Below are 23,801 nucleotides of genomic sequence, written 5' to 3'. Positions count from 1 at the left end.
GGGCCCATGCCGGGCCCGCCCACCACCAGCCCGTGCAGCGTCTCACTCCCGGGCGCCGCCCGGGGTCGCGCAACCCCGATTCTGTCAGGCCTTCTCGTCGTCGGGTTCCGAGAGCAGCGCGAAGGCCGCCCCCTGATTGTCGGTGACGACCGCGATCCGCCCGTACGGCGTGTCGAACGGGTCCGCCGTCACGCGTCCGCCGAGCCTGCGCACGGTGGCCACCGCCGTGTCGCAGTCGGCGACCGCGAAGTACGCCAGATAGTGCGAGGGCATCATCTCGGGGAACGCGTCCGTGATGAGCGTGCGGCCCATCACGGCCGTGTCCGTGCCGGGCGCGCTGCCGGGCGGGGACCACGTGCGGTAGTCGGTGCCCGCGTCGGTCTGGTCCTCGGGTACGTAGCCGAACACCTTGGCGTAGAAGGCGTCCACCGCGTCTCGAGCGCGGGTGTAGAGCTCGGTCCAGCAGTACGTGTTCGGCTCCATGCTGGCCTCGAAGCCGTGGTGCGTGCCGGGCTGCCACAGCCCGAAGACCGCGCCGCCGGGGTCGGCGGCCATCGCCGCGGTGCCGTACGGGCCGACGGGCATGGGCTCCATCACCATCTGCCCGCCGGCGGCGCGGATGCGCTGGGCGCAGGCGTACGCGTCGGAGGTGTACAGGTAGACGCCCCACACGGTGGGCATGCGCCCGTCGGGCTTGGGGGCGAGGGCGGCGACGTTGCGGCCCCGGCTGTACGCCTGCGTGTAGCCGCCGTAGCCACCGGCACTCTCCCCGAAGGTCCAGCCGAAGAGCTCACCATAGAAACGCTTGCCCGCCTCGACGTCCGGAAGCGAGGCATCCACCCAGCAGGGCGTGCCTTCTGTGAATGCGGCCATGGGCCCGGTTCCTTCCGTTGTGCGGGGGTGTGGTGCCATGTACTGCCTTCTCCTGCGGTATGCGCCCCCAGCACATGATCTGCCGCCACCTTGTCCACAGCCTGTTGATAAGACTATTCGGGGGATCCTCCGAGGGAAGGGGGACGCGCCGGGGCCCGCCGACGGATTCGCATCGGCCGCACCCCGGCTGCACCTCGCCTGCACGCCGGCCGCGCAGCCCGCCGCGCTTCCGGCCGGAAATCGCCGCCGAAAGGGCCCGCCGCCTGGCCGGACCCCGCGTCACCCCATTTGCAGGCGGCCGAATCGCGCGCGGATCACCCCTCGGTAAGCTGACGGCATGACAGGACAAGTACGCACCGTCGACGGCCGCGTTGCCGGCCGGCGCGGTCAGGCGACGCGGCAGAAGCTGCTCGACTGCCTCGGCGAGATGCTCAGCTCCTCGCCGTACCGCGACGTGAAGGTGATCGATGTCGCCCGCAAGGCCGGCACCTCCCCCGCGACCTTCTACCAGTACTTCCCGGACGTCGAGGGCGCCGTCCTGGAGATCGCCGAGCACATGGCCGCCGAGGGCGCGCAGTTGACGGCGCTGGTCGAGGGCCGTAGCTGGGTCGGCAAGTCCGGCTGGCAGGCGGCCGAGGAACTCGTCGAGGGATTCCTGGACTTCTGGCGGCGCAACGACGCGATCCTGCGGGTCGTCGACCTCGGCGCGGCCGAGGGCGACAAGCGCTTCTACAAGATCCGGATGAAGATCCTGAACTCCGTCACCAACTCCCTGACGGAGTCGATGAAGGAGCTCCAGGCCAAGGGCAAGGTCGACAAGGACGTCAGCCCCGCCGCCGTCGCCGGCTCCCTGGTCGCGATGCTGGCCGCGGTCGCCTCCCACCAGAAGGGCTTCCAGACCTGGGGGGTCAAGCAGGCCGAGCTCAAGCCGAACCTGGCGCTGCTCGTCCACCTCGGCATCACGGGCAAGAAGCCGACCAAGTAACGGCGGGCCCGGAGAGGGTCCGCCGCCCCGGCGTCACGTCGTCCGGCGCCACGTCGTCCGGCATCGCGGCGTCACGGTGTCCGGTGTCACATCGTCCGGCGTCACGGCGTCCGGGTCCGGGCGGCCGCCGGGCCTCCGGTCGCGGTCAGCGCCGCTCCAGCCGGAACAGCCGGATCTCGCGCTCGATGCGTGCCTGGTACGTCGCGTACGGCGGCCAGAACTTCAGCACCGCCTGCCACGCGGCCGCCCGCTCCTCGCCCTGGAGCAGCCGGGCCCGTACGGCGATGTCCCGGCCCTTCCAACTCACGTCCGCGTCCGGGTGCTTGAGCAGGTTCCCGGTCCACGCCGGATGCCCGGGCCGGCCGAAGTTGGACCCGATCAGGATCCAGCTCGCCCCGCCCTCCTCCGGCATGCAGGCGAGCGGTGTGGTGCGCGGCTCGCCCGTCTTCGCGCCCCGGGCGGTCAGGATCACCCCGGGCAGCATCTGGGCGCTGAGGATGACGCGGCCGCGGGTCAGCCGGTGCACCGCCTTGTCCATCGCGGGGATGAAGTGCGGTGCGATCTTCGCGAACAGCAGGGTCGAGGACACCTTCTGCATGAGCTTGACGCCGGGAGCCATCAGACGGCCACCTTCTCCTGTGTGGGGGTGAACAGGCCCGCGCGGTGCGCGGCGTGCGCGCGCAGCCGGTGGACCGGCCCGAACAGCAACTCGTCGGCGGCCGCCCGCTTGAAGTACAGGTGCGCGTCGTGCTCCCAGGTGAAGCCGATCCCGCCGTGCAGCTGGATCGCCTCGCCCGCCGCGAGGCGCAGCGCCTCCAGGGCCTGGGCGAGGGCGAGCGGCCCCTGCTCGGGGTCCCAGGCGGCGTAGTACGCCGCCGAGCGCGCCGCCTGCACCTGTACGTACACGTCGGCGAGGCGGTGCTTGACGGCCTGGAAGGACCCGATCGGCCGCCCGAACTGCTCGCGCTGACCGACGTACTCGACCGTGCGGGCGAGCGCCTGGCCGGCCGCGCCGACGGCCTCGGCGGCCAGCACGGCGGCGGCGGCCCGCCCGGCGTCGGCGAGGGCCGCGAGCACGCCGGGCCCCCCGCCCGCGACGTCCTCGCGGCCCGGCCCTTCGCCGTGGCCCGGCCCGTCGCCGTGGCCCGGCTCCTGGCCCTGACCCAGCAGTTCGGCGGCGGTGTCGCGGAACTGCACCCGCGCCTGCGGCCGGGTCTCGTCCAGGACGGTCTGCCGGGTCCGCACCAGGCCGGCCGCGTCCGCCCGTACGAGGAACAGCAGCGTGCGGCTGCGCGCGAAGCCCCCGGCGTGCGCGGCGACCAGCAGCAGGCCGGCGCTGTGGCCGTCGAGGACCTGCGCCGCCTCCCCGTACAGCCGCCAGCCGCCCTCGTCCCGGCGGGCCTGCACCCCGCCGGCCCGGCCGCCGCCCGCCCATGCCCCGCCGGTGTTCTCGCCGGTCAGCGCCAGCGCGGTGGACAGCGCGGTGCCGGGCACGGCGAGCGTGGCGGTCAGGTTCCCGGCGGCCAGCGGCGGCAGCAGTGCGGAGCGCTGCGCGCCCGTCCCGAGGGCGGTGATCAGCGGCACCGCCAGCGCCGCGGTGGCCAGCAGGGGCGAGGGGAGCAGGGCGCGCCCGGTCTCCTCGCAGGCCAGCGCGAGCTCGGTGGGGGTGCAGCCGACGCCGCCGTACTCCTCGGCGACGGCGATCCCGGGCAGCCCGAGCTGCTGGGCGAGCTGCTGCCACAGCTCGTGGTCGTATCCGGCGTCGGTCCGGACGGCGGCCTTGACCTCGTCCGGACCGCAGCGTTTGCCCAGGATCTCGCGCAGGGTGCGGCGCATCTCGTCCTGCTCCGCGGTGAAGGCGGCGTCCATCGTCGGGCTCCTCCCGGGGGAGATATCTGACGGGGCGTCATGTTAGGGCGGGGGCGGCCAGATGCACAGAGGGCGGAAGCGGCCCGCCCGAGAAGGCGCCCCCGCGCCCGCACTAGCGCCTGACGATCCGTCAGATATACCGTTCACGCATGCCTGGACTCCCTGGACGCCCTGGACGCCCCGCCGCCCCGCCCTCCCCGCACGGCCGCCGCCGGGTCGCGGTCGTCGGCGTCGCCCTCTCGGACTGCGGCAAGGTCGACGGCCCCACCCCGTACGCCCTGCACGCCCAGGCCGCCCGGCGCGCCCTGGCCGACTCCGGGCTGGACCGCTCGGTCGTCGACGGGCTCGCCTCGGCCGGTCTCGGCACCCTCGCCCCCGTCGAGGTCGCCGAGTACCTGGGCCTGCGGCCCACGTGGGTGGACTCGACCTCGGTCGGCGGCTCCACCTGGGAGGTCATGGCGGCGCACGCGGCGGACGCGATCGCCTCCGGTGCCGCCAACGCCGTCCTGCTCGTCTACGGCTCGACGGCGCGCGCCGACATCAAGGCGCGGCGGCGTACGTCGAACCTGTCCTTCGGCGCGCGGGGACCGCTGCAGTTCGAGGTCCCCTACGGCCACACCCTGATCGCGAAGTACGCGATGGCCGCCCGCCGGCACATGCACGCGTACGGCACGACCCTGGAACAGCTCGCCTCGGTGGCGGTCCAGGCCCGCGCGAACGCGGCGACGAACCCGGACGCGATGTTCCGCGAGCCCCTGACCATCGACGAGGTCCTGTCCTCGGACATGATCGCGGACCCGTTCACCAAGCTGCACTGCTGCATCCGCTCGGACGGCGGGTGCGCGGTGCTGCTGGCCGCCGAGGAGTACGTCGCGGACACGGCCAAGGCCCCGGTGTGGGTCCTGGGCACGGGCACGTCCGTCTCCCACACCACGATGTCGGAGTGGGAGGACTTCACGGTCTCCCCGGCGGCGGTCTCGGGGCGGATCGCCTTCGAGCGGGCCGGGCTGCGGCCCTCGGACGTCGACGTCGCCGAGCTCTACGACGCGTTCACGTACATGACGCTGGTGACCCTGGAGGACCTGGGGTTCTGCGCCAAGGGCGAGGGCGGGGCCTTCGTGGAGAAGGGCCGGCTGCTGCGCGACGGCGAGCTCCCCGTCAACACCGACGGCGGCGGCCTGTCGGCCTGCCACCCAGGGATGCGGGGGCTGTTCCTGCTGGTCGAGGCGGTGCGGCAGCTGCGGGGCGAGGCGGGCGAGGGGCAGGTGCGCAAGCGCGGCGGCCGGCTGCCCGAGGTGGCGGTCGCCTCGGGTACGGGCGGGTGGTTCTGCTCCTCGGGCACGGTGATCCTGGGCCGGGAGTAGGGCCGGTGCCCGTACTGTCGGCCGCATGATCAATGGCGCCCACGTCATCATCTACAGCCGCGACGCCGAGGCCGACCGGGCCTTCCTCCGCGACGTCCTCGGGTTCCGCCACGTCGACGCGGGCGGAGGCTGGCTGATCTTCGCGCTGCCCCCGGCGGAGGTCGCGGTCCACCCGGCGGAGCCGGTGGACCCGAGCCCGGGCCCGGGCGGGCACGAGCTCTACCTCATGTGCGACGACGTCGAGACCACCGTGGCCGAACTCATGGCGGCCGGCGTCGAGTTCACGACGGGCATCACCGACGCGGGCTGGGGCCGCCTGACGCGGTTCCGCCTCCCGGGAGGCGGCGAGATCGCTCTGTACGAGCCGCGCCACACGAGGGCGGCGCACCCGGCCTGAGGCGGGGCGGGGGCGGGGGTGAGGACGTTCGGCTTCGGGTGTTCGTCCGCTGTCCGTTGGGCTTCGTAAGGGTTCCGGGGTCATCCCGTCAGTCCTTAACTGTCCTTCCGTGCCGGGCCGGCCTGTCAAGAGCGCTCCTTCGTCGCGTCGCTACGCGATTCCGCTTCGCTCCACCCCTGACAGCCCGCCCCGTCCCGGAAAGACAAGGACTGTCGGGACACCCCCGAAAGAACGGAAGGTCGCAGCCTTTCCATGCCTGGGGGTTCCAAGGGCCCGCCCAGTGGCCCGGCCAGTCCGTTTCCCCGCACGCCAGGTGCGCAAGCCGGCCCCTGGCGAGCAGGCGCACCAGATCGCTACGCGCTCCTGCCGGCACAGCGGCCCCGGCCCGGCCGTGGCCGAACATAGGCCGCCATCGATCGCTACGCGCTCCTGCGATCACGCGCCTGCGGCCCGGCTTGGGGCCGGGAGGGCCATTGCGCGAGTCCCCGAGCCGTCCAGGAGCCCCCCCCCGGCCCGCACTCCCGCTGACTGCCCGCCGCATATCACCAGACGGGGATCAGACGCCTGAGAGAGCAGCCAGCGGCAATCCGAGGCGGCCTATGTCCTGCCACAGGCGGGCCGGGGCCGCTATGCCGGCCGAAGCGCGTAGCGATCCGGCGCGCCCCTTGCCTTCGGTGGCTCCCGCACCTGGCGTGCGGGGGAATGGACTGGCCGGGCCCCTGGGCGGGCCCTTGGAACCCCTCGCCTTGGTGGAGTGCCGACCTCCCGTTCTTTCGGGGGCGTCCCGACAGTCCTTGTCTTTCCGGGACGGGACGGCCTGTCAGGAGTGGAGCGAAGCGGAATCGCGCAGCGACGCGACGAAGGAGCGCTCTTGACAGGCCGGCCCGGCACGGAAGGACAGTGAGGACTGACGGGATGACCCCGGAACCCCCACAACGCCCAACGGACAGCGGACAAGGTCACCCCACCATGGTGTTCGATGACCACCATGAGCCGTGACGAGACCCCCGACGCCGACGAGTTCCACGCCGTCCTGCGGTCCCTGCGGGTGTGGGACACCGAGCTGCCCGGCTTCGACGCGGGCGCCGCGCCCGCCGATCCGGTGGCGCTGTTCCGGGAGTGGTTCGTGCACGCCGCCGCGGCCGGCCAGGCCGAGCCGCACACCATGTCGCTGGCGACCGTCGACGACGGGGGGCGGCCCGACGTACGGACGCTGATGCTGCACGACGCCGACGGGCGCGGCTGGCACTTCGCCACGCACGCCACCAGCGCCAAGGGCCGGCAGCTGGCCGCCCACCCGCGGGCGGCGCTCGGGTTCTACTGGCCGGCCGTGGCACGCCAGGTCCGCGTCCGGGGACGGGTCACCACCGGCAGCCCCGAGGAGAGCCGGGCGGATCTGGCCGTACGCTCGCGCGGAGCGCTGGCCGCCGCGCTGACCGGGCACCAGAGCGAGGTGCTCGGCTCGGTCGAGGAACTGGCCGAGGCGTCGGCGGCCGCGTGGGAGCGGGCCGGGGCGGAACCGGACGCGCCCGCACCGACCTGGACGGCGTACGTCCTGGACGCCGACGAGGTCGAATTCTTCCAGGGCGACGCGATGCGCCGCCACGTACGGCTGCGCTACCGGCGCACCCCCGAGGGCGGCTGGACCCGCGAACTCCTCTGGCCGTAGGACCCCCGGCCCGACGCGCTCAGGCGGCCGCCGCCGGGCGGAACACCGGGACCGTGATGCCCTCGGCCACCTCGCGGAACGTGACCTGGAGCGGCATGCCGACGGCCAGCCGGGCCTCGGGACAGTCGACGACCTCGGTCATCATCCGGGGCCCCTCGGCGAGGTCGACGACGGCGGCGACGTACGGGACGCGGGTGCCGAAGGGCGGCAGGTCGTTGCGGTGGACGACGGACCAGGTGTAGAGCGTGGCGCGGCCGGTCGCCGGGCGCCAGCCGACCTGGTCCGGCTCCGCCCAGCAGTACGGGCAGAACTCGCGCGGGTAGTGGTGCGCGCGCCCGCAGGCCGCGCAGTGGCGCAGCAGCAGCGCGCCCTCGGCGGCGGCGTCCCAGTAGGGGCGTGTGAACTCGTCCGCCTCCGGCAGATCGAAACGCGGCCCCGCACCTACCGGCCCCCCGCCGCTGCTCGCGCCACCGCCCCCGCTCCCGCCCCCGCCCCCGCTCACAGGAACAGCCCGATCGCCGCGTCCAGTGACCAGACCTGCCAGCTCATGGCGAACAGCGCGACCAGGGAGATCAGCGCCATCATGGCGTTCTGTCCCTGCTCGGCCCAGTCGTGGATCATCAGCACGAGGTAGAGCAGGTTCAGCAGCAGGCCGCCGACCAGGGCGATCGGGGTCAGGAAGCCGCTGATCAGGCCGAGGCCCAGGGCCAGCTCGGCGTAGACGACGACGTATGCCATCAGGCGCGGCCGGGGCTGGACGACCTTCTGGAAGCCGCCCTTCACGAACGCCCAGCGGTGCTTGTTCGCGACGTCGGCCGCCCACGCGATGCCGGTCCCGCGCTCGAACCAGCCCTTCTTGTCCTTGTGCCGCCAGCTCTCCAGCCACCACAGGCCGAGACCTATGCGGAGCACGGCGAGCCATTCGGCCCCACTGAGCCAGACGGTCTGCATCGGCCACCCTCCACCCTGCGCATGATCTGACGGTACGTCAGTTCAGCGGATCGCCGCCGATCCCGCAAGAGCCCGGCCGAACCACTCCGACCCCCTCCGGCCCACCCCGGCCCGGCCCGCCCCGCCGTGATCGATCCGCCGTGATCGATCCGCAACCGGATCCCCGCCCTCCCGAGACCCAACAACGCTGCGTGGCGATACGCTCACTGCTCATGCCCGGACCCCGCACACAGACCGACGACCTCCGCGTCACGCAGCCGCGTCCCGTGTACGTGATCGGCGGCGGGCCCGGGGGGCTCGCCGCGGCCGCCGCCCTGCGCGCCCGGGGGGTGCGAGCGGTGGTCGTGGAGAAGTCCGACTCCGTCGGCGCCTCCTGGCGCCGCCACTACGACCGGCTGCACCTGCACACCACCCGCCGCCTGTCCGGTCTGCCCGGGCTGGCCATCCCGCGCCGCTTCGGCCGGTGGGTCGCGCGCGACAACGTGGTGCGCTACCTGGAGCAGTACGCCGAGCACCACGAGCTGGAGCTGGTCACCGGCGTCGAGGTCACCCGGATCGAGCGGGCCCCGGACGGGGCGGGCTGGACCCTGTTCGCCACCGGCGGGCGTGAGCTCGACGCCCGCGCCGTCGTGGTCGCCACCGGCTTCAACCACACCCCGCGGCTGCCCGACTGGACCGGCCGTGACACCTACACGGGCACGCTCACGCACGCGAGCGACTACCGCAACGCCCGGCCGTACGCCGGCCAGGACGTCCTGGTCGTCGGCGTCGGCAACACCGGCGCCGAGATCGCCGTCGACCTCGTCGAGGGCGGCGCCGCGCGGGTACGCCTGGCGGTGCGCACCGTCCCGCACATCCTGCGCCGCTCGACGGCCGGCTGGCCCGCCCAGCGCACCGGGATCCTGGTACGGCGGCTGCCCGTGCGCCTGGTGGACCGGCTCGCGCGGGTCGTCGCCCGGATCTCCGTCCCCGACCTGTCGGCGCACGGCCTCCCGCGTCCCGACACGGGCCTCTACACCCGGGTCGGGCAGGGTGCGATCCCCGTGCAGGACGTCGGCCTGATCGCTGCCGTCCGGGCCGGCCGGGTCGAGCCGGTCGCCGCCGTCGAGGGCTTCGACGGCGCCGAGGTGGTGCTCGCCGACGGTTCCCGGATCACCCCGGACGCGGTGGTCGCGGCCACCGGCTACCACCGCGCGCTGGAGGGCCTGGTCGGCCATCTCGGCGTACTGGACGAGCAGGGCCGCCCCCTCGCGCACGGCGCCCGCGCCTGCGCGCAGGCGCCGGGTCTGCACTTCACCGGCTTCAGCAGTCCCATCAGCGGGATGCTCCGCGAACTGGCGCGGGACGCCGAGAAGATAGCGCGGGGGCTTTCGCGGGCACTCTCCAAGGAGGAGGCCGGGCGGACCCGGACCCGGGGCCCCCGCTCCACCCGGGAGCCCCGCCCCACCCGGGCCTCCCGCCGCGCGACCCGTCCCGCCCAGTAAGCGCCCCGCACCGCCGCGCAAGCACCACGCCCCGCCCAGCGAGCGCCCCGCACCGCCCGGCGGGGCGGCCCGTCACCTTTTCCTGCGCAGCCCTGTTCCTGACGGCGCGTCAGTTCAGTAATCTGACTACGCGTCAGCTGTACGCGCGTCTGTACGCGAGTCATCGAGCAGGAGCGGGCGGAACGATGCTTGGATCTACTCACGGCACCCTCACCACCGACTTCCGCGCACGGGTCGAGGCCTGCGGGGAGACCCCCAGGACGGCGGTCCATTCCACGGCGGCCGCCACCCCCACGGGCGCGGGCGACCTGGACGTCAGCGGACGGCCCCTGCACGCCGACGTGCCCGACCTGGACCGGTTCTTCCGGCCCGAGTCCGTGGCCGTCGTCGGCGCCTCCGACGCCGAGGGCAGACCGAACACCGGCATCACGCGCCAGCTCATCGCCTGGGCCGAACGTGTCGGCGCGCGGCTCCATCCCGTGCACCCGACCCGCACCACGGTCTTCGGCCGGCCCTGCGTGCCCTCCGTGGCCGACCTGCCCGAGCAGGTGGACCTGGCCGTCCTGCTGGTCGGCGACCCGCTGCCGGTCGTCGAGGAACTGGCCGAGGCCAAGGTGAGGTTCGCCGTCGCCTTCGCGTCGGGCTTCGCCGAGACCGGAGAGGCGGGGGCGGCCGCCCAGGCCCGCCTGGCCGCCGCCGTCAAACGCTCGGGCCTGCGCCTGCTGGGCCCGAACACCAACCTCAACGCCTTCGAGGAGTTCCGCGAGGACCTCGACGGCCCGGCCATCGCCCTGATCACCCAGTCCGGCCACCAGGGCCGCCCCGTCTACGCCCTCCAGGAACTGGGCATCCGGCTCTCGCACTGGGCACCCACCGGCAACGAGGCCGACCTGGAGACCGCCGACTTCATCTCCTACTTCGCCGGGCGCCCCGAGGTCGGGGCCATCGCGGCCTACGTGGAGGGCCTCAAGGACGGCCGGTCCTTCCTGCTGGCCGCCGACCGCGCCGCCCGCAACGGCGTCCCGGTCGTGGCCGTCAAGGTCGGCCGCACCGAGACCGGCGCCCGGATGGCCGCCTCCCACACCGGCAAGCTGACCGGCGCCGACACCGTCGTGGACGCGGCCATGCGCCAGTTCGGCGTCATACGCGTGGACGGCCTCGACGAGCTCCAGGACACCGCGGCCCTGCTGGCCCGTGCCCGCACCCCGCAGGCCGACGGCGTCGTCGTCTATTCCATCTCGGGCGGCACCGGCGCCCACTTCTCCGACCTGGCCACCGAGGCGGGCCTGCACCTGCCCACCCTCTCCCAGGCCAAGCAGGACGAGCTCCACCAGTGGATCCCCGACTACCTGGGCGTCTCCAACCCCGTCGACAACGGCGGCCACCCGGTCGGCGACTGGCGCGGCCGCAAGATCATCGACGCGATCCTCGCCGACCCCGCCGTGGGCGTGCTGATCTGCCCGATCACCGGGCCCTTCCCGCCCATGAGCGACAAGCTCGCGCAGGACCTGGTGGACGCGGCGGAGCGGACGGACAAGCTGATCTGCGTGATCTGGGGCTCCCCCGTCGGCACCGAGGACGCCTACCGCTCCACCCTCCTCGGCTCCTCCCGCGTCGCGACCTTCCGCACCTTCGGCAACTGCATCACCGCCGTACGCGCCTACCTCGGCCACCACCGCTTCACCGCCGGCTACCGGTCCCCCTTCGACGACGCGCCCCGCACGCCGTCCCCCTCGTACCGCAAGGCGCAGGCGCTCATGCGCCCGGGCCAGCAGCTCAGCGAGCACGCGGCGAAGCAGCTGCTGCGCGCCTACGGCATCCGGGTGCCGCGCGAGCAGCTGGTGACGAGCGCGGCGGCGGCCGTCCGCGCGGCCGGCCTGGTCGGCTACCCCGTGGTGATGAAGGCCTCCGGCCCGCAGCTGGGCCACAAGACCGAACTGGGCCTGGTGAAGATCGGCCTGACCTCGGCCAGCCAGATCCGCGACGCCTACCGCGAGCTGACCGACATCGCCCGCTACGAGAACATCCCGCTGGACGGCATCCTGGTCTGCCAGATGGTCGAGCGGGGCGTCGAGATGGTCGTCGGCGTCACCCACGACGACCTCTTCGGCCCGACCGTCACCGTCGGCCTCGGCGGTGTCCTGGTGGAGGTCCTGCGCGACGCCGCCGTCCGCGTCCCGCCCTTCGGCGAGGACCAGGCCCGCGCGATGCTCACCGAACTGCGCGGCCACGCCCTCCTGGAGGGGGTCCGGGGGGCGCCCCCGGCGGACGTCGACGCGCTGGTCGAGGTCGTGCTGCGGATCCAGCGCATGGCGCTGGAACTCGGCGACGAACTCGCGGAGCTCGACATCAACCCGCTGATGGTCCTCCCGCGCGGCCAGGGCGCGGTGGCACTGGACGCGCTGGCGATCTGCCGCTGACGCGGCCCGGGACACCTTTGACTGGAGCTCTTCCATGACCGACTCCCCCAAGACGGACACCACGGATACGACGCACACAACACACACGACGGGCACAGCGGACACGACCGGTACACCGGACAGGACCGGCACACCGGATGATTCCCTCGCATCCTTGATACGGCACACCACTGACAACGGGGTCTCGTGGATCACCCTCAACCGCCCCGAGGCCATGAACGCCCTCACCTGGGACCAGCGTGAGCGCGTCATTTCGCTGCTGGCCGCCGCCTCCGCCGACCCCGCCGTGCGCGCGGTCGTCCTCACCGCCACCGGCAAGGGCTTCTGCGCGGGCGCCAACCTGCGCGGATCCCCGTCCGCGCACGCCGCCCCCGCAGCCCCCTCAGCCCCCTCCGAACGGATCGCCGGCGACGTGGCCCGCATGATCCGCCTCGGAGCCCAGCGCTTCATCACGTCCGTCATGGACTGCGAAAAGCCGGTCATCGCCGCCGTCAACGGCACGGCGGCCGGTATCGGCGCGCACCTGGCCTTCGCCTGCGACCTGGTCCTGGCCGCCGACAGCGCGAAGTTCATCGAGGTCTTCGCGCGCCGCGGCCTGGTCCCGGACGGCGCCGGCGCCTATCTGCTGCCCCGGCTGATCGGCCCGCAGAAGGCGAAGGAGCTGATGTTCTTCGGCGACGCGCTGCCGGCCGCCGAGGCCGCCCGGATCGGCCTGGTCAACAAGGTCGTCCCGGCCGGCGAGCTGCACGCCACGGCCAAGGAGTGGGCCGAACGCCTCGCCCAGGGCCCCACCCGCGCCCTGGCGCTGACCAAGCAACTGGTCAACGCCTCCCTGGACAGCGACCGCGCGTCCGCGCTGGCGGCCGAGGCCGCCGCCCAGGAGATCAACATGACGACGGCGGACGCGAACGAGGGCGTGGCCAGCTTCGTGGAGCGGCGCACGCCCAAGTACCGCGGCTTCTAGATGACCGATTCCAAGGGGTTGCGAAGAGGTGTCGTCTGCAGCTTGCTCGGGCGCTCCGGCAGCGGCCGGATCTTACGCAAGGCTGTCCCTGTCGACACTGTCAGGTCAAGATCCTTGTTCCGAGAATGGGCACTTGACTTCGTCCGGTGCTGACACCGGGGCAACGGATACTTGAACCTGACAGGAGAGTCATGGCACTGGAGATGCGCGACCGCTGCGAACGATGCGAAACGGTGCTGCCGCAGGTCTCGTCAGCCCGCATATGCTCGTACGAGTGCACGTTCTGCGTGTCCTGCAGCGACGCCATGCGGGACACATGCCCCAACTGCGGCGGTGAACTCGTCGCCCGCCCTCGCCGTGCGTCGGCGCCCGCCGCCGAGCAGACGATCAGCCGCGCGGGTCAGTGATCGTAGGCGGTGAGTAATCGTAGAACGGGCTGTCCAGTGTGGTCGTTCTTGCGCGGCCGCTTGTTGCATAGAGTGCGATCGCGACGGTGTCCAACTCTGTCTTCACACACTGACGTTGGACGCCCTCGTCCCATGCGCGCAGCCGAACCCTTGGAATCGGTCAGTCGGCAACGACCCCGGTGTTCTGGCAGGCGGTCAGCAACCAGCGGCCGTCATCCTGCTTGGTCATCACGTACAGCGGGGCGCCCTCGCTCCCGGCGCCCGGGCTCAGGTAGAGCTGGCGGACCTTGACCGCCGCGACGTCGGGGCGCATGAAGAACACGTGGATCACCTCGTAGGTGACCTTGCCGTCCCAGTCGTCCGCGGGAAGGACCTTGCGGGTGAACTCGGAGATCGCGTCGAGGCCGATGAGGACCTTGCCGCCGCCCGTCGTCCAGACCGCGTCGGGGTGGAAGAGAGCGAGGAACTCGTCGGGGTCCTTGTGCTGCTGGGAGTGCTCGACGGTGGCTACGACCTGGTGGATCGCTTCGAGATCGGCCGCGTGGGCCGTGGATTCCGTGTTCATGTGAACCACGGTGTTCCCTCAAGTGCGATTGAGGTCAAGAGGGGTTCGACCACCGACTCCTCGGCCCCGGCCGGACGAGGGGCGTAGCGGGACCCGCGGCCGAGGCCGCGGGTCCCCCGCCTTCACCCCTGCGGGGGGCTCGGCTTGAGTACGGCGAACACCGCGCCCGCCGGGTCCGCCAGCCAGGCGATCCGCCCGACGTCCGGCACGTCCGCCGACGGCATGAGCACGCTGCCGCCGCCGTTCGTCACGGACGCCTCCACCACGTCGGTGTCGGCGACCGCGAAGTACGGCACCCAGCGGGCGTCCCGGTGCCCCTCCTGCAGCGGCGCCACCCCGCCGAAGGAGCCGTCCTCCAGATCGCCCTCCGCGATGCTGAGCACCCTGTAGGTCATGCCGGGCGCCTCCATCTCCTGCGAGCGCCAGCCGAACACCCCGCCGTAGAAGCCGATCGCCTTCACCGGGTCCTCGACGTGCAGTTCCACCCACACCAGTGTGTCGTCCTCGGACGCCGTCTCCAGCCCCTTGGTCTTCCCCGGCTGCCACACGGCGAACTGGGCGCCCTGCGGGTCGGTGAACTGCCCCATCCAGCCCTCGCCCATCACGTCCATGGGCTCGACGCGTACGGAGCCGCCGCCCGCGGCCACCTTGCGGGCGGTCTCCTGGATGTCGTCCGACGCGAAGTACGTCGTCCAGGCCGACTGCGCCCCCTCCTCCATCAGCGGACCGAGCGCCCCCACCGTCCTGCCGCCCTTCCGGAAGAACCCGTAGCCGCCGGCCTCGGGCCCGGCGGAGACGAAGTCCCACCCGAAGACGGCGCCGTAGAAGGCAGCGGACGCGTCCGTGTCCGGGCTGCCGAGGTCGATCCAGTTGGGCGAACCGGTGCGGAAGTCTGTGCCGAGCATGCGTTCCTCCTGCGGATGCGGTACGGCTGCGGTGCGGCTCTACGGAGTCCGGGGCCACGATGCCCACCCGTCCGGCCCCGTGACCGTACCGCCACCGCCCCGCGCCCGCAGGGAAGCCGGGATTCACCCGGACAGCCGGAGCGCGGGCAACCGCGGCGCGGGCAACCGCGGCCGGGCGGGGAAGCCGCACCCCTTCCCATCTGACGCACCGTCAGCTTCAATCGGTCTCGTGATGGGACACGCAGGGATGGCGGCCACCGTCGTCCGATATCTCCGGTCAGTCGGCTCCCCCACCGCGGCGGAGCCCGTCGAAACCCTCCCGCGCCCCGACCTGCGGGCCGTCGGCGAGGACGAGCGCGCGCCCGTCAGCCCGGCCGAGTTCCGGGCCGTGCTCGGCAACTTCGCCAGCGGGGTCACGGTCGTCACCGCGCCCGCCGCCGACGGCGAGGGAGGACCGGCCGGCTTCGCCTGCCAGTCCTTCGCCTCGCTCTCCCTCGACCCGCCCCTGGTGACGTTCATGGTCGCCCGTACGTCCACCACCTGGCCGCGCATCGCGCGCGCCGGGGTGTTCTGCGTCAACATCCTGGGCGCCGCGCAGGGCGAGCTGTGCCGCTCGTTCGCGGTCAGCGGCGCCGACAAGTTCGCGGGGGTGGACCACACGCCGGCGCCCGTGACCGGCTCGCCGCGGCTGGACGCCGTACCGGCCTGGATCGACTGCCGGATCCACGCCGTCCACACCGGCGGCGACCACCTGATCGTGGTCGGCCGCGTCGAGGCGATGGGCGCGGCCGGCGAGGGCGAGCCGCTGCTCTTCCACAAGGGCAGGTTCGGCCGCTTCGCCGACTGAGCCCGTACGGCGGAGGAGGCGGCGGAGGCGGAGGCGGAGGACGGCAAGGGCCCCGGGTGGCCGCACCGCCGCCACCCGGGGCCCTTGCGCGCGCACCCGGAGCCTCAGCACATCAGCAGCGTCAGCACGCCAGCACCTCAGAAGGTCAGCACGCCCCGCGCCACCCTCCCGTGGTGGGCGTCGTCGGCCGCCTTCGCGAAGTCCTCGACCGGGTAGACCTCCGTCACCAGCTCGTCCAGGAGCAGCCGTCCCTGCCGGTACAGCTCGGCGTACAGGGCGATGTCACGCTGCGGGCGCGAGGAGCCGTACCGGCAGCCCATGATCGACTTGTCCAGGTACATCGACGAGACGAGGAAGGACGCCTCCTCGGTGAACCCGGGCACGCCCAGCAGCACCGCCTGCCCGTGCCGGTCGAGCAGGTCGATCGCCTGCCGGATCAGCCCGACGTTGCCCACGCACTCGAAGGCGTGGTCCGCGCCCGTCGGCAGGATCTCCTTCACCGCCGCCGGCGCGTCCGCGACCGCCGAGGCGTCCACGAAGTGCGTCGCCCCGAACTGCCGGGCCACCGCCTCCTTCGCCGGGTTCGCGTCCACCGCGACGATGGTCGTCGCGCCCGCGATCCGCGCCCCCTGGAGCACGTTCAGCCCGATCCCGCCGGTGCCGATGACCACGACCGACTCGCCGCGGTCGACCCTGGCCCGGTTGAGGACCGCGCCCACGCCGGTCAGCACCCCGCACCCGATCAGCGCGGCCGAGGTCAGCGGGATGTCCGCCGGTATCCGCACCGCCTGCACGGCCTTGACGATGGTCCGTTCCGCGAAGGCGGAGTTGGACGCGAACTGGAACAGCGGCTTCCCGCCCCGCGAGAACGGCTGCCCCGGCATCCCGATCGCCTTGCGGCACATCGTCGGCCGCCCCCGGTCGCAGTCGGCGCACGCCCCGCAGTTCGCCAGCGTCGACAGCGCCACGTGATCTCCGGGCGCCACATGGGTCACTCCCGACCCGATGGCCTCCACGACCCCGGCGCCCTCGTGCCCCAGCACCACAGGCGGCGGGAACGGGATCGTCCCGTCGATCACCGACAGGTCGCTGTGGCACAGCCCGGCCGCCGCGACCGCCACCAGCACCTCACCCGGCCCCGGGTCGCGGATCTCCAGGTCGTCGACCACCTGGGCCCGCTTGCCGTCGAAGACGACGCCCCTCATCACCGCTCACCTTGGCTCTCTGGGTAGGCCGAGCACCCGCTCGGCGATGATGTTCCGCTGGATCTCGTCCGAGCCGCCGTAGATGGTGTCGGCCCGGGTGAACAGGAACAGCCGCTGCGCCTCGTCCAGGACGTACGGCGCCCCGGCGCGCCACGGCTCCGGCCCCGCCGAGGCCGCGGCCCCGCGTACCGCCACCGCCAGCTCCCCCAGCCGCCGGTGCCAGCCGCCCCACAGCAGCTTGGCCACGCTGGGAGCGCCCGGATCGCCACCGGGGCCGTCCGCCGGACTCCCCAGCGTGCGCAGCGCGTTCCACCGCATGGTCCGCAGCTCCGCCCACTGCCGCACGAGCCGGTCCCGCAGCACGGGATCGCCGGAGCCCCCGCCCGCGCCCGCCACGTACGTCTCCAGTACGCGCTCCAGTTCCGCCGCGAAGCCGATCTGCTGGACCAGGGTCGACACCCCCCGCTCCAGCGCGAGCAGCCCCATGGCCACCTGCCAGCCGTTGCCCTCCCCGCCGACGACCTCCTCGGCCACGGCTCCGTCGAGGAACACCTCGTTGAACTCGCTCGTCCCCGACATCTGGCGGATCGGCCGGACCTCGATCCGGCCCGGCTGGTCCATGGGCACCAGCAGGAACGACAGGCCCGCGTGCCGCCGCGAGCCGGCCTCCGTCCGGGCCAGGACGAAGCACCAGTCGGCCTCCTGGGCCAGCGAGGTCCAGATCTTCTGCCCGGACACCCGGTAGCCCGACCCCTCCCGCACGGCCGCCGTCCGCACCCCGGCCAGGTCCGAACCGGCGCCGGGTTCGCTGTACCCCTGGCACCACAGCTCCTCGCCGCGCGCGATCCCGGGCAGGAAGCGGTCGCGCTGCTCCTGGCTGCCGTACGCGATCAGGGTCGGGGCCAGCAGGTTCTCGCCGATGTGCCCGACCCGGCCGGGGGCGCGCACGCGCGCGTACTCCTCGGCCCACACCACCTGCTGCGTGAGCGTGGCCGGCCGCTGCCCGTACGCCCCCCGGTCGGCGCTCGCGGGATCCGGCCACCCGAGGCCGATCCAGCCGCCCCGCCCCAGCTCGCGCTCCCACTCCCGGCGCTCGGCCACCGCCTCGTGCTCGCCGCCGGGCCCGCCGAGCCCCGCCGCCTGCGCGTACGGCCCGACGAGGTGGCCGGTGAGCCACTCCCGGGCCCGCGCCCGGAACTCCTCGTCCTCGGCCCCGAAACCGAAGTCCACGGCCGGCCGCCCCTACGCGTTCGGGCGGTCCTTGGCGGCCGCCGCCTTCGCCATGGCCTCCAGCTGGGCCAGCATGGGCATCGGATCGGTCCCCACCGTGCCGGGCAGGAAGTCGGCGATCTTCTCGGGGGTCCAGGCGCCCTCGGCGTACCCGGCGCGCAGTTCGCGCGGCTGCGCCCACACCGCGATCTTGGGTCCGGCGATCGTGTAGACCTGCCCGGTGATGCCCTCGCCCCGGGCCCGGTCGCTGAGCAGGTACGTCACCAGCGCCGCCACGTCCTCGGGCTCGCCGATCTCCTTGAGCTCCATGGGTACGTTCGCCGACATCCGGGTACGGGCGACCGGCGCGACGGCGTTGGCGGTCACCCCGTACTTGTGCAGGCCGAGCGCGGCGCTGCGGACGAGCGAGATGATCCCGCCCTTGGCGGCGGAGTAGTTGGCCTGGGCGACGCTGCCCTGGTGGTTGCCGCTGGTGAAGCCGATGAGGGTGCCGGAGCCCTGGCGGCGCATGACGGCGGAGGCGGCGCGGAAGACGGTGAAGGTCCCCTTGAGGTGGGTGGCGACGACGGGGTCCCACTCCTCCTCGGACATGTTGAAGAGCATCCGTTCGCGCAGGATGCCCGCCACGCACACGACGCCGTCGATCCGGCCGTACTCGGCGAGCGCGGTGTCGACGATCCGCTGGCCGCCCGCCATGGTCGAGATGTCGTCGGCGACGGCGACGGCCGTCCCGCCGGCCGCGGTGATCTCCTTCACGACGGCCTCGGCGACCTCGCTGGTGGGCTCGCCGCCCTCGATGCCGACCCCGTAGTCGTTGACGACGACCCTGGCGCCCTCGGCGGCGGCGGCGAGCGCGACGGCCCGGCCGATGCCGCGGCCCGCGCCGGTGACGGCGACGACCTTGCCTGCCAAGAAGTTCCCCACGTCCGGCCCCTTCCCGCGTTTTCTGACGGACCGTTAGATTCTATGGGCAGTCAGATACGCGAGCACAAGCCCCAGCGAGGAGCTGATGCGACCCATGTCCCTGCCCGCCGAGTTCCACGACATAGCCAAGCGCGTCAACAACTGGGGCCGCTGGGGGGCCGACGACGAGATCGGCACCCTGAACCTGATCACCGACGAGGTGGTACGGGCGGCCGCGGCCGAGATCCGCACCGGCCGGCGGGTCGCGCTGGCCCTGCCACTGAAGGAGGACGGCGTCCAGGCCGGGCTGATCCCGGGACGGATCAACCCGCTGCACACGATGGTGCAGATCAACCAGGAGATCTTCGGGCCGGGCACGGTGGCGTGCAGCGACGACGCGGTGACCATGGGCCTGCAGTGCGCGACCCACTGGGACGCCCTGACGCACGTCTCGCACTCGGGCAGGATCTACAACGGCCGCCCGGCGACGTCGATCGCCGCGCACACGGGAGCCCAGTTCAGCGGCATCGACAAGACCGGTCCGGTCGTCTCGCGCGGGGTGCTGCTGGACGTGGCGGCTGCCAAGGGCGTGGACCGGCTGCCGGGCGACCACGCGGTGACGCCGGAGGACCTGGCGGAGGCGGAGGAGTTCGGACGGGTGACGGTGCAGGCCGGCGACATCGTGCTGGTCCGCACGGGCCAGATCCAGGTCTACCTGGCGGGCGACAAGCACGGGTACGGCTTCCCGTCACCGGGCCTGTCCGTCCGTACGCCGGAGTGGTTCCACGCGCGGGACGTGGCGGCCGTCGCGAACGACACCCTGACGTTCGAGATCTTCCCGCCGGAGCACGAGAACCTGTGGCTGCCGGTGCACGCGCTGGACCTGGTCGAGATGGGCATGCTCCAGGGCCAGAACTGGAACCTCGAAACTCTGTCCACAGCCTGTGGACAAGAAGGCCGCTACAGCTTCCTGCTCTCGGCCATGCCGGAACCCTTCACGGGCGCCACGGGCACCCCGGTGGCCCCGGTGGCCATCCTCTGACGCGCCGACGGGCGACGGGGTTCCGTGACGTCAGTCAGTAGCCGGAACTGTCATTGCTGCTGCCACTGTCGTAACCGCTGCTCCCGGAGTCATAGCCGCTGCTTCCGGAGTTGCCGCTGCTGCCACTGTCGTGGTGATGGTGGTGCCCACCGCTGCCGCTGCTGTCGTAACCACTACTGCTGCCACTACCACTGCCGCCGCTGTCGTAGCCCCCGCCACCGCCGTCGTAACCGCTGCCACTGTCGTGGTGATGGTGATGGTGATGGTGATGGCCGTGGTGGTGACCGCCCGACCAGTCGTATCCCTGGCCGCCACCATTCGCGTTCCCCGCATCCGCATAGTCGGTCGACGGGGGCGGCCAGGGGTCCTCAGACCTCGGACGCGTGAACTCCACCGGCGGCGGTGCCGGGTCCGGCCCCGACGGCTGCGCCGACCGGCCCGCCCGCTGCCCGCCGGACCCGGTGGCGGCCGAGCCACGCCCCCCGCCGCTCGGCGGGGTGTGCGGACGCCTGGCGGGGGCGGGCCTGCTGACGGGACGCGGCTGGGGCCGTGGCCGTGGCCGGGCCTGATACGACGACGCCGCGTCGCCGATCTTGCGAACAGCGAAGCCTCCGACGCCGGCGGCCGCGCGGATCGCCACGGCGATGACGATGAAGACGAGCAACACGACAAAGATCACACCGGCCTCCGCTGGTGTCCGGCCGCCACCGCGGCCCTTGACCCCGCACGTTCTCAGGCCCCTCGATTACCCGCGGCCGGCCATGGTCACTCGCGGACCACACGACGGAACCAGCCATCGGCGAAGACAGGTATCCGGCGCAGTCCTCCCGGGCCTCCCGGCGGGCTCGTTCGCCAATGCCGGTGACGCCGACGCCGACACCGGCCAGGACGACGAGTCGTCGGCCAGCCCCCCCGCCATCGGTCCCGCAACCGGCTCTGGAAGCGGGCGCCGGGATCGCCTGGATCTGCTGCGACAGGCCGGGCCCGGCGTCTACGGTTTCCGCATCGCTCTGATCACGAGTCAGGTTCTGGAAACGGGGTGCGTGCGGAGTCCGAGGCCGGCCTCTCGCGCGGCCGTACCCGGGACCCAGCCAGGGCGGCAGGGACCGGGGAGGGACGGAAGTGGAACAGCTCAGGGTTGCCGCAGTGAGCGGGCCAAACGGCTCGGGGTCGGGGTACGCGGTCGGGGGCCGGCTGGTTCTGGCCTCCGCGCACGTCACCGGCCCGACCGGCACTCGGGTGCAGGTGTTCCACCCGGCTGGCAGCGGCACCGCGGGCGGAACGGTGGTGTGGGCTGGCACGCCGGGCGGGCGTGACGATGCGGCGCTCGTGCTCGTCGACGGCTCCCCGCACTGGAGGCCGCCAGCAGTGCCGATCCTGTGGGGACGCCCGGCCACCGCCCGTCCCGGTGCGCCGTGCGAGACGTGGGGTGTTCCGGACGAGGCCCAGCGCCGAGGCCGGCCGGCCGAAACCGGGCACCTGCACGGGGAGGTGAACCCCGGCAGCGGCTTCGTCGGCAACCAATACGTCATGGACCTGCGCACCCCCGGTGCCGGGTGGCCGGGCGACGGAACCTCGCCGTGGTCGGGGCTGTCGGGGGCGGGGGTGTTCTGCGACCGCTACCTGACCGGCGTCGTCGCCTCCGACCGCCGGCACTCCGACCACAGCCGGCTCAACGTCGTCCCCTCCTACGTCCTCCACCACGATCCCGCCTTCCGTACGGCCCTGGCCGATCATGGCGGCGGCCGGCAGGCTGGGCTGGAGGCGGTGGAGTTCCAGGACCTCGCCGACCCCAGCACCCGGCCCGCCGCTCGGCCGGCGCCGGTGACACCGGCGGCCCTGCTGGAGGCCGGACGCCAGACGGTCCCCTTCCACGGCCGCAAGGACCTCCTCGCCCAGTTGGAGGCGTGGTGCGGCCAGAGCGGATTCGGGGCGTGGCTGCTGCACGGCCCGGGCGGGCAGGGCAAGACCCGCCTCGCCCACCACCTCGCCCACCTGCTCACGGCCCAGGGCTGGACGGTGCTGTGGCCGCGCGCCGGAGCCCGCCCCGAGCAGCTGCTGGAGGTCCGGCGGGCGGCCAAGCCGCTGCTGGTCGTCCTCGACTACGCCGAGACCCGGCCCGACCAGCTCACCGCCCTCGTCGAAGCCGCCGCCGAACACCCCGGCACCAGCGCGTTCAAGCTCCTGCTCCTGGCCCGCACCGCGGGCGACTGGTGGCAGCAGGCTGCCACCGCCACCCGCCAGGCCGAGGACCACCTCACCACCGCCCGCACCAGCCTCCTCACCCCCCTGGAGGACGAGCCCGACCGGCGCGTCGGCCACTACCTCACCGCCGCCCGCGCCATGGCCACCGCACTCCCGGCTGTCCCGGGCCTCGCCGGCCACGACTGGACCGCGGCCGCCACAGCCCTGCGGCCGCCGCAGCACCTCGGCGAAGACGACGCCTACGGCAACGCGCTCACCCTCCACATGACCGTCCTCGCCGACCTCCTCGACACCGCACGGGCCGAACCTGCGGACAGCACCGGAGGAGAAGAGGACGTACGGGACGTCGAGGACCGGCTGCTCGGCCACGAAGCCCGGTACTGGCAGGGCAGCGCCACGGCCCGCGGCCTCACCCCCGGCCTGGGTACGGACACGCTGCGGACCGCGCTCGCAGCGGCCCACCTCACCGGTGCCACCGACCGTGAACACGCCGACATCCTGTGGCGGCGTCTGCCCGCGCTCGCGGACCAGCCCCGCGACCGCCGCAACCAGGTCACCGCCTGGCTCGCCACCCTCTACCCCGTCACCACGTCACGGAACGGTCCACCGTGGGGCGCCCTGCAACCCGACCGCCTCGCAGAACGCCACACCGGCCGCACCCTCGACGCCGACCCGCACCTCGCCGACCACCTCCTCGACGGAGCCGACGAATCCCAATCCGAACAACTCCTCACCGTCTACAGCCGCGCCGCCGCCCACCCCGCCTTCCGAGGCAGGCTCGACACCCACCTCACCGGCCTCTGCATCCGTCACCACCGGCGACTCAGCCCGCACATCGTCACCATCGCCACCCGCACCGACCACCCCACCCCCCTCACCACCGCCCTCGACACCATCACCACCGATCCGGCAACCACCCTCGACGACCTCGACGCGTTGTACAGCCGATTCCCCAGCACCAGCCACCGCCTCGCCACCACCGCCGCCCGCCTCGCCACCGCCATCAGCCGTCGCTACCGCGCCCTGGCCGAGGCGAACCCCGACGCCCACCTGCCCCATCTCGCCAGCGCCCTCAACGCCCTCTCCATCCGCCTGGGTGAGGTGGGGCGACGCGAGGAGGGCCTGGCTACCGTCCAAGAGTCCGTCACAATCCGCCGCGCCCTGGCCGAGGCGAACCCCGACGCCCACCTGCCCGCCCTCACCATGACACTCAACAATCTCTCCGTCGACCTGGGCGCGGTGGGGCGGCACGAGGAGGGTCTGGCTGCCATCCAGGAGTCCGTCGGTCACTACCGCACCCTGGCCGAGGCCAACCCCGACGCCCACCTGCCCGACCTCGCCATGGCTCTCAACAATCTCTCCAACCGCCTGGGTGAGATGGGGCGGCACGAGGAGAGCCTGGCTGCCATCCAGGAGTCCGCCGGTCACTACCGCACCCTGGCCGAGGCCAACCCCGACGCCCACCTGCCCGACCTCGCCATGGCTCTCAACAATCTCTCCAACCGCCTGGGTGAGA

General features: G+C 73.0%; 22 protein-coding genes. 11 read left to right on the top strand and 11 right to left on the bottom strand.

Going from position 1 to position 23,801, the window contains the following annotated elements; all coding sequences use genetic code 11:
* Window positions 1–84 precede the first annotated feature (84 nt).
* Complete coding sequence (gene kbpA, locus ACZ6KO_RS24330; RefSeq protein ID WP_469306109.1) at window positions 85–873, bottom strand: AfsK-binding protein KbpA; 789 nt, start codon at window positions 871–873, stop codon at window positions 85–87.
* 337 nt (window positions 874–1,210) lie between these two features.
* Here kbpA and ACZ6KO_RS24325 point away from each other — a divergent pair, with 337 nt between their 5' ends.
* Entirely contained in the window at window positions 1,211–1,858 is a 648-nt protein-coding gene (locus ACZ6KO_RS24325) for a TetR family transcriptional regulator (protein WP_469306108.1), read from the top strand.
* A 145-nt stretch (window positions 1,859–2,003) separates the two neighbouring features.
* On the opposite strand, the gene ACZ6KO_RS24320 is transcribed toward ACZ6KO_RS24325, so the two are convergent.
* Window positions 2,004–2,477, bottom strand: coding sequence for a nitroreductase family deazaflavin-dependent oxidoreductase (locus ACZ6KO_RS24320; protein ID WP_469306107.1), 474 nt, complete (start codon window positions 2,475–2,477; stop codon window positions 2,004–2,006).
* Complete coding sequence (locus ACZ6KO_RS24315) at window positions 2,477–3,727, bottom strand: acyl-CoA dehydrogenase family protein (RefSeq protein WP_469306106.1); 1,251 nt, start codon at window positions 3,725–3,727, stop codon at window positions 2,477–2,479. The genes ACZ6KO_RS24320 and ACZ6KO_RS24315 overlap by 1 nt, the downstream gene beginning before the upstream one ends.
* Before the next feature lie 149 nt (window positions 3,728–3,876).
* Between ACZ6KO_RS24315 and ACZ6KO_RS24310 the strand changes: the two genes are divergently transcribed.
* The 3 genes from ACZ6KO_RS24310 (at window position 3,877) to ACZ6KO_RS24300 (ending at window position 7,157) form a co-directional block, all read left to right on the top strand.
* Window positions 3,877–5,091: an acetyl-CoA acetyltransferase gene (locus ACZ6KO_RS24310; protein ID WP_469306105.1), complete on the top strand. Its 1,215-nt coding sequence runs from the start codon at window positions 3,877–3,879 to the stop codon at window positions 5,089–5,091.
* Window positions 5,092–5,116: 25 nt separating this feature from the next.
* The gene (locus ACZ6KO_RS24305; RefSeq protein WP_469306104.1) at window positions 5,117–5,488 is read left to right on the top strand and encodes a VOC family protein; all 372 of its coding nucleotides are present in this window, start codon (window positions 5,117–5,119) and stop codon (window positions 5,486–5,488) included.
* Between the two features lie 988 nt (window positions 5,489–6,476).
* Complete coding sequence (locus tag ACZ6KO_RS24300; protein ID WP_469306344.1) at window positions 6,477–7,157, top strand: pyridoxine/pyridoxamine 5'-phosphate oxidase; 681 nt, start codon at window positions 6,477–6,479, stop codon at window positions 7,155–7,157.
* Between the two features lie 19 nt (window positions 7,158–7,176).
* Here the strand turns inward: ACZ6KO_RS24300 and ACZ6KO_RS24295 are convergent, their stop codons facing one another.
* Together ACZ6KO_RS24295 and ACZ6KO_RS24290 are read right to left on the bottom strand one after the other, a co-directional pair.
* Window positions 7,177–7,578 carry a Zn-ribbon domain-containing OB-fold protein gene (locus ACZ6KO_RS24295; RefSeq protein WP_469306343.1) on the bottom strand — a complete coding sequence of 134 codons (402 nt, stop codon included), beginning with the start codon at window positions 7,576–7,578 and terminating at the stop codon, window positions 7,177–7,179.
* Between the two features lie 77 nt (window positions 7,579–7,655).
* On the bottom strand, window positions 7,656–8,108 hold the full coding sequence (locus tag ACZ6KO_RS24290; protein ID WP_469306103.1) for a DoxX family membrane protein: 453 nt from the start codon (window positions 8,106–8,108) through the stop codon (window positions 7,656–7,658).
* 212 nt (window positions 8,109–8,320) lie between these two features.
* Between ACZ6KO_RS24290 and ACZ6KO_RS24285 the strand changes: the two genes are divergently transcribed.
* From ACZ6KO_RS24285 to ACZ6KO_RS24270, 4 genes are all read left to right on the top strand, one after another.
* Entirely contained in the window at window positions 8,321–9,592 is a 1,272-nt protein-coding gene (locus tag ACZ6KO_RS24285; protein ID WP_469306102.1) for a flavin-containing monooxygenase, read from the top strand.
* Between the two features lie 185 nt (window positions 9,593–9,777).
* Complete coding sequence (locus ACZ6KO_RS24280) at window positions 9,778–12,012, top strand: acetate--CoA ligase family protein (RefSeq protein ID WP_469306101.1); 2,235 nt, start codon at window positions 9,778–9,780, stop codon at window positions 12,010–12,012.
* 34 nt (window positions 12,013–12,046) lie between these two features.
* Window positions 12,047–12,976, top strand: a complete 930-nt coding sequence (locus tag ACZ6KO_RS24275) for an enoyl-CoA hydratase/isomerase family protein (RefSeq protein ID WP_469306100.1) — start codon at window positions 12,047–12,049, stop codon at window positions 12,974–12,976.
* A gap of 191 nt (window positions 12,977–13,167) precedes the next feature.
* Window positions 13,168–13,383: a DUF1272 domain-containing protein gene (locus ACZ6KO_RS24270; protein ID WP_469306099.1), complete on the top strand. Its 216-nt coding sequence runs from the start codon at window positions 13,168–13,170 to the stop codon at window positions 13,381–13,383.
* A gap of 160 nt (window positions 13,384–13,543) precedes the next feature.
* Here the strand turns inward: ACZ6KO_RS24270 and ACZ6KO_RS24265 are convergent, their stop codons facing one another.
* Window positions 13,544–13,948: an SgcJ/EcaC family oxidoreductase gene (locus tag ACZ6KO_RS24265; RefSeq protein WP_469306098.1), complete on the bottom strand. Its 405-nt coding sequence runs from the start codon at window positions 13,946–13,948 to the stop codon at window positions 13,544–13,546.
* Between the two features lie 122 nt (window positions 13,949–14,070).
* Window positions 14,071–14,853, bottom strand: coding sequence for a VOC family protein (locus ACZ6KO_RS24260; protein ID WP_469306097.1), 783 nt, complete (start codon window positions 14,851–14,853; stop codon window positions 14,071–14,073).
* Window positions 14,854–15,085: 232 nt separating this feature from the next.
* Here ACZ6KO_RS24260 and ACZ6KO_RS24255 point away from each other — a divergent pair, with 232 nt between their 5' ends.
* On the top strand, window positions 15,086–15,700 hold the full coding sequence (locus ACZ6KO_RS24255; RefSeq protein WP_469306342.1) for a flavin reductase family protein: 615 nt from the start codon (window positions 15,086–15,088) through the stop codon (window positions 15,698–15,700).
* Window positions 15,701–15,837: 137 nt separating this feature from the next.
* On the opposite strand, the gene ACZ6KO_RS24250 is transcribed toward ACZ6KO_RS24255, so the two are convergent.
* Genes ACZ6KO_RS24250 through ACZ6KO_RS24240 form a run of 3 tightly spaced genes read right to left on the bottom strand, consistent with a single transcriptional unit; the run spans window position 15,838 to window position 19,059 of the window.
* Window positions 15,838–16,905, bottom strand: coding sequence for a Zn-dependent alcohol dehydrogenase (locus tag ACZ6KO_RS24250; protein ID WP_469306096.1), 1,068 nt, complete (start codon window positions 16,903–16,905; stop codon window positions 15,838–15,840).
* Window positions 16,906–16,911: 6 nt separating this feature from the next.
* Window positions 16,912–18,135: an acyl-CoA dehydrogenase family protein gene (locus tag ACZ6KO_RS24245; protein ID WP_469306095.1), complete on the bottom strand. Its 1,224-nt coding sequence runs from the start codon at window positions 18,133–18,135 to the stop codon at window positions 16,912–16,914.
* Between the two features lie 12 nt (window positions 18,136–18,147).
* Entirely contained in the window at window positions 18,148–19,059 is a 912-nt protein-coding gene (locus ACZ6KO_RS24240; protein WP_469306094.1) for an SDR family NAD(P)-dependent oxidoreductase, read from the bottom strand.
* 94 nt (window positions 19,060–19,153) lie between these two features.
* Here ACZ6KO_RS24240 and ACZ6KO_RS24235 point away from each other — a divergent pair, with 94 nt between their 5' ends.
* Window positions 19,154–20,080 carry a cyclase family protein gene (locus tag ACZ6KO_RS24235; RefSeq protein ID WP_469306341.1) on the top strand — a complete coding sequence of 309 codons (927 nt, stop codon included), beginning with the start codon at window positions 19,154–19,156 and terminating at the stop codon, window positions 20,078–20,080.
* Window positions 20,081–20,114: 34 nt separating this feature from the next.
* Here the strand turns inward: ACZ6KO_RS24235 and ACZ6KO_RS24230 are convergent, their stop codons facing one another.
* Window positions 20,115–20,759: a hypothetical protein gene (locus ACZ6KO_RS24230; RefSeq protein ID WP_469306093.1), complete on the bottom strand. Its 645-nt coding sequence runs from the start codon at window positions 20,757–20,759 to the stop codon at window positions 20,115–20,117.
* A gap of 812 nt (window positions 20,760–21,571) precedes the next feature.
* Between ACZ6KO_RS24230 and ACZ6KO_RS24225 the strand changes: the two genes are divergently transcribed.
* A partial coding sequence (locus ACZ6KO_RS24225; protein WP_469306092.1) for a P-loop NTPase occupies window positions 21,572–23,801 on the top strand: 2,230 nt, incomplete at its 3' end.

The organism is Streptomyces sp. NPDC042102 (assembly GCF_055582305.1).
This window is presented reverse-complemented; position numbering and strand designations above follow the sequence as displayed.